General features: G+C 50.4%; 4 protein-coding genes. 2 read left to right on the top strand and 2 right to left on the bottom strand.

Going from position 1 to position 6,305, the window contains the following annotated elements:
• Positions 1 to 1,234: type II secretion system F family protein (locus tag U9P07_00335; GenBank protein MEA2107856.1), on the bottom strand; the 1,234-nt coding region annotated here is incomplete at its 3' end.
• Positions 1,235 to 1,238: 4 nt separating this feature from the next.
• Complete coding sequence (locus tag U9P07_00340) at positions 1,239 to 2,933, bottom strand: ATPase, T2SS/T4P/T4SS family (protein MEA2107857.1); 1,695 nt, start codon at positions 2,931 to 2,933, stop codon at positions 1,239 to 1,241.
• Between the two features lie 459 nt (positions 2,934 to 3,392).
• Here U9P07_00340 and U9P07_00345 point away from each other — a divergent pair, with 459 nt between their 5' ends.
• Both U9P07_00345 and U9P07_00350 read left to right on the top strand, forming a co-directional pair.
• Positions 3,393 to 4,553 (top strand): ATP-binding protein, encoded by a 1,161-nt coding sequence (locus tag U9P07_00345; protein ID MEA2107858.1) that lies wholly within the window; start codon positions 3,393 to 3,395, stop codon positions 4,551 to 4,553.
• Positions 4,554 to 4,558: 5 nt separating this feature from the next.
• Entirely contained in the window at positions 4,559 to 6,109 is a 1,551-nt protein-coding gene (locus U9P07_00350; protein MEA2107859.1) for a YifB family Mg chelatase-like AAA ATPase, read from the top strand.
• Positions 6,110 to 6,305: the final 196 nt, after the last annotated feature.

Consider the following 6,305-nt stretch of genomic DNA (forward strand, 5'->3'; position numbering starts at 1 on the left):
ACTGAAACACACTCATCATATTCCACCAGGGCATGAAGATAGCCAGGGCCAGGAAGAGGACAAAGCCGCCGAGCACCAGGAGCAGCAATGGTTCAATCAGGCTGGTCATATTTTTGATCATGTAGCGGCTTTCCTGGTCAAAATAATCCGCTACTTTGGCCATCATATCATCCAAAGATCCGGATTGTTCTCCGGCAGCCACCATCTGCACCATCAGGGTTGGAAAAATGCCGCTGGCCCGCATGGGCATGGACAGATCCTTGCCTTTCTCCACCTGGTTTTTCACCTTTGCTATCTCCCGCTGCAGGACCGCGTTGTTCACCACCCCGACGACAATATCAAAAACCGTCAACATGGGCACGCCGCTGGTCAAAAGCAGAGAAAAAATCCGCGAAAACTGGCCGAAATTAATCTTCATGAACAGCTTGCCGAAAATCGGTAATTTCAGTTTCAGCCCGTCGATGGTCATCCTCCCTTCAGGCCGGCTATAGAACCAGCGATAGGCAAGCACCAGGATAACAACTCCCAGGATGGCCAGATACCAGTAATCATGAAAGACCGTATTCATGCCGATCAGGATGCGGGTGGGCAGGGGCAGCGCCGCTTTGCTGCGGGCAAACAGGCTGATAAACCGGGGAACCACGAAAGTCATCAGGATGGCAATGGCAATAACCATCGACAAGCCGGCCAGTTTCGGATAACGGGTGGCCATTTTAATCTGCTCGCTGGTTTCCCGCTGGTACTCCAACAGGTCAGCCATCCGATGGAGAATAATATCCAGTTTACCGGAAACCTCCCCCACTCTCAGCATATTGATAAACATGCCGTCAAACAACCGGGGATGGCGGGCAAAAGCATCGGAAAGTTGCCCCCCCATCTCCACAAAACCGGCGATATCGAATAATGCCGCGGCCAGCACCTTATTTTCACTTTCCTCCGCCAGGGTTTTCAGACAGCTCAGCAGGGGAATCCCGGCATTGGTCAGGGTAGCCAGCTGCCGGGTAAAGATAATCATCTCCTCGGTTTTAACCCGCTGATAGCGGGCCCCCAGTTGCTGGAACTTTTCGGCGGTTTGCTGCCAGAACGATGCCTCTTCAATAATAATCGGCAGCAAGCCCTGTTTGGTCAGCCAGGTCTGAACCCCGGAGGGTGATGAGGAACTACGGACCCCATGGCGTTCACGTCCTTCATCATCCTGGGCTCGATAGCTGAAAAGGGTTAAAGTTTCGGCCATAATTTCAACTGATCTCCATAGTAACTCTTAGAACTTCTTCGATGGTGGTTTCACCGGCCAGGGCATGGCGCAAGCCTACCTCCCGCAGGGGCAAAAATCCTTCAGCGCAGGCCTGCTGGCGGATGGCTTCCGCGTGAGCCCGGCCGACGATCATCTCCTTAATAGTTAAGCTGGGAGACATAACCTCAAAGAAAGCCAGCCGGCCACGATAACCGGTCTGGTTGCACATGGAGCAGCCGGCACCCCGGTAAAAATCCGGTGTTGGACCGTTGATGCCTAAATCCGTCAGCAAAGCCGTTGACGGAGTAAATACTTCCTTGCAGTGAGGACACAAACGCCGGGCCAGGCGCTGACCGATCACCAGGAGCAGGGAGGAAGCTACCAGAAAGGGCTGGATACCCATATCCAGCAGCCGGGAAGCACATCCCGGAGCATCATTGGTATGCAAGGTGGAAAAAACCAGGTGCCCGGTAAGCGCCGACTGGATGGCCATTTCAGCGGTTTCCTGGTCGCGAATTTCACCGACCATGATAATATCCGGATCCTGACGCAAAATTGAACGCAGGCCACTGGCAAAGGTCAGATCAATTTTGGCATTCACCTGAATCTGGTTAATAACCGGCAGCTGATATTCAACCGGGTCTTCCAGAGTGACAATATTCTTATCCAAGGAATTAATGCTGTTCAAGGCGGCATAGAGAGTGGTGGTTTTACCGCTTCCGGTTGGGCCGGTAAGGATAATCATCCCGTATGGTTTCTTGATTTTATCCCGGAAAATGGTTTCCTGCTCCTCGAGAAAACCCAGATGCTCCATACCTACCACCAGAGCGCTCTGATCCAAAAGTCTTAAGACCACCTTTTCTCCCCGCACCGTCGGGATGGTCGACATCCGCACATCAATATCTTTATTGCCCACGGTAAGCTGGAAGCGGCCATCCTGGGGCAAGCGCCGTTCGGCAATATTGAGATCAGCCATAATTTTCAGGCGGGAAACCGCATTGGCATGCAGGGCCAGAGGCGTAGTCATCTTTTCACTCATAATTCCATCAACCCGGAAACGGATACGCAAAAACTCCTTTTCCGGCTCCAGATGGATATCACTGGCCTTGAGTTTAACCGCTTCGATCAGCAGGGCATTGATAAAATCACTGATTTTATTGTCATCCCTGGCAATCTCGCTGAGGGAATCAGCCTGGAGGATATCACCGGCTGTTTCACCATCCTTCTGTTTCAGGGTTTCGTAAACCTGGGACAGGGAACTGTCCCGGCGATAGTACTTTTCAATCGCCTCAACAATCACCTGTTCGGCGGCAATCACCGGATTAATCTGAGATTTAGATGCCTGGGCCATCTCATCCATGGCAATAATATTCAGGGGATCGACCATGGCCAGGGTCAGCTGGTTTTCAACCTTGAACAAAGGAATGGCCTTGTATTTCCGGGCCAGCATTTCCGGCAGGACGGAAACCACTTCCGGATCAATCAGGAAGGAATCAGCGGTCATGTGCGAGATATTCAACTGCTTGGCAATGGCCTTGATAATCTGTTCTTCGGTGGCAAAACCAAGATTTATCAGGGCCTGTCCCAGGCGGATATTCTCCCGCCGGCTCTTTTCCAGTGCTTCCAGCAACTGAACATTGGTAATCAGACCTTCATCCAGCAGGACATCTCCCAATCTTTTTCTGGTAGTAAAACCCATTATAATCCTTTAATTTACCCCCGAACTTCCGTCACTCTTTTCAACCCCTCATTGCGCGCTTTGCCCGCTTTTAGCTGGCGGTCTTCTTCCTTTCGACAGAAAATTTCCAGAGTTTACCAAAAAATTGTGTAAATACTCGACTAGCTTTAAAAATAACTGACTGTGATGTAATATTTAAAAAAAACGGGCTTTTTTTGTAGTCATGGTTGCCTGATTGTTTTTTCTCACGGAGACACAGAGCCACAGAGAGGGATAAAAGAAACTTGGTTTTCCCCGTGTCTTTGTGACTCTGTGAGAGTTATTTTATTTTCGTTTTTAACCGAATATTTGCAAAACTGTAATGACACCTTCCTCTTTATCCTGGTTCCCGGCTTGACATCGCCTTTTTTTCCGATTACTAAGAAGAACATTGGATCATAATTACGTTGCCATGTTGCATAAAAAAACAGGGATCAACTCATGAACAATCGCCTGCTGCTTATCGATGATGAACTTGAAATCCGGGAACTGGCCGCGGATTTTTTCAGCGATGCCGGTTATCGCATTGACCTGGCAACCTGCGGCAATGAAAGTATTGCCATGATGGAAAAGCAGGATTATGACGTGGTCATTACCGATCTGATGATGCCTGACGGAAATGGAGAACAGGTTGTTTCCTGGGTTATGCAGAACAAAGCATATATGGGCATCATCGTGATGACCGGGTATGGCAGCGTTGAATCGGCGGTCAAGCTGATGAAAATGGGGGCTGCCGACTATGTCCTGAAACCATTCATGCTGGATGAATTGAAGGTGGTTATTGAACGATGCATCGATAATCAGGAACTCAAGGAGGAAAATCGCCTGCTGCAAGAAGCCTATGCTAAAATGTATGAAGTCAAGAGCATAAAAGAAAAGTTTCTGGCTTTGACCAGCCACGAACTTAAAACCCCGGTAACCATCCTGAATGCTATGCTGGGTTTTATTGAACAAAAAGCCGGTCCCGAATGCAAAATCAGTGACCAGCTGACCCTGATGAAAAAAACCATTGGCAACCTGACCGGAACCATTACCGAAATGCACCAACTGGCCCAATCGCAGGGAAGCATGATTCCCATGCATTTCCAGGAAGTTAATCTGGATGATATTATTGATGAAGTCATCCATGACATTCATCTTTTAGCTGCCAATCGCCAGCTCGAGATAAGCTTTAACAAACGAAGGGGTGAAGATGGGTTAATTTTTGTTGATGCAGACAAGATTCGCCGGGCCCTGTTTGAACTGCTGCAGAATGCAGTAAAATTCACTCCGGATGGGGGATCAATTAAGGTGAACATCCGTCGACAATCAACGACGGAGAATGAGTTGCCGAAGTTACTCATCAATATCACTGATACCGGCATTGGCATTGCCGCTGCTGACCATAAAAAGATTTTTGAAAAATTCTATAAAATCCAGGATGTCCATACTCACCATAGTTCAGAATCTACCTTTCTTGGCGGCGGTCTTGGAATCGGTTTATCACTGGCCAAAAACCTGGTGGAAACCCATGAAGGAAGCATTTCCCTGACCAGTGACTATGATAATGGTTCCACCTTCACCATCTCCCTGCCCTGTCGGGAAGCACAGCCCTCCCGGTAATTTTTATGCATACCTCCATCATGAGTGCCTCGCTGCAGGGCATCGAAGCGGCAAACATTGAAGTTGAGGTTGATGTTTCCTCCGGCCTGCCGGGGATGACCATTGTCGGCCTTGCCGACCATGCCATTCGCGAAAGCCGGGACCGGATACGGGCGGCAATAAAAAATGCCGGCTACAAATTTCCCAACCGCCGCATTACTATCAACCTGGCCCCGGCAGACCTGAAGAAAGAAGGGACGACCCTTGATCTACCCATTGCCACCGGCATCCTGGCAACCAGGCTGACGGCGGCAACCGATCAACCGGATCCGACTTCCTGGCTGCAAAACTACCTGTTTATCGGCGAACTTTCCCTGGACGGTTCAGTCAAACCGGTGCGGGGTTGCCTGTCTATCGCCTTGATGGCTAAAAAACATGGTTACCGGGGGATTATCCTGCCCCGTAAAAATACCGCTGAAGCGGCTGTCATTGATAATATAGAAATAATCGGTATCGAGAACATCCAGGAAGTCATGCAGCTGATAACCGGAAAGCTGGTTATTTCACCCTGCGAGCACCAGCCGATTCAACCCCGGATCAAAGCGGTTGACAGTATCGATTTTGCCGAAGTACGCGGTCAACAGCATGCCAAGCGGGCCCTGGAAATCGCGGCCGCCGGCGGCCACAACCTGCTTTTCATCGGCCCGCCGGGATCAGGCAAATCCATGCTGGCCAAGCGCTTGCGCACCATTCTACCACCCTTGAGTTTTGACGAAGCCATAGAAACCACTATCATTCACAGCGTTGCCGGCACCATACCCGATGGTGACGGCATCATCCATGAACGTCCATTCCGCCATCCCCACCACACCATCTCGGACGCGGCCCTGGCTGGAGGAAGCAACCCACCACGACCGGGAGAGATTTCCCTGGCCCATCACGGGGTTCTGTTTCTGGATGAACTGCCGGAATTTCGCAAAAATGTGATAGAAATGCTCCGTCAGCCACTGGAAGATCAGTGCATCATTATTGCCAGGGCGAAGGGAAGTGCGTCCTTTCCGGCAGCCTTCATTCTGGTCGCGGCCATGAATCCCTGCCCCTGTGGCCATTATGGTGATGACCGGCATGAATGCACCTGTACCATGTCCCAGATTCAGAAATACCGAGCCAGGATTTCCGGCCCATTGCTGGATCGTATTGATCTGCACGTGGAAGTTCCGGCGGTGCCCGCCGAAGAACTGCTGACCACGAAAACCGGTGGTGAGCAATCCGCCTTCATCCGGGAGCGGGTCACGGCAACCAGGCAGCTGCAGGAACAGCGGTTTACCGGCCAACCGATTTATCATAATGGGGCCATGGGAGAAGCAGACATCAGAAAATTCTGTCGCCTTGACGACCGGGGAAAAAAACTGGTGGAGCAGGCAATCAGTAAGCTGGGACTAAGCGCCCGGGCCTACAGCCGGATTCTAAAAGTAGCCCGGACCATTGCCGACCTGGACAACCGCGAAAAAATTCAGGCCAATCATCTGGCAGAGGCTATCCAGTATCGCAGCCTCGACCGCCGCATAGCCCTTTGAGAGCTCCATCTTCTTCGTTAGGCTGCAACCTTCGTTACCGCAAAAACTACCCCCAGCAGAATAAACAGTAAAAGCATTTGACCACGAAGCACACGAAGAGCACGAAGAGAATTAAAGAACATACCTTTTAATCCCCTCCTTCAGCCTTAGTACATTAAAATTGATTATCAAACCTATGCCGATATTGGCCAATTTC

This window comes from Pseudomonadota bacterium (assembly GCA_034660915.1).
Classification (GTDB): domain Bacteria; phylum Desulfobacterota; class Anaeroferrophillalia; order Anaeroferrophillales; family Anaeroferrophillaceae; genus DQWO01.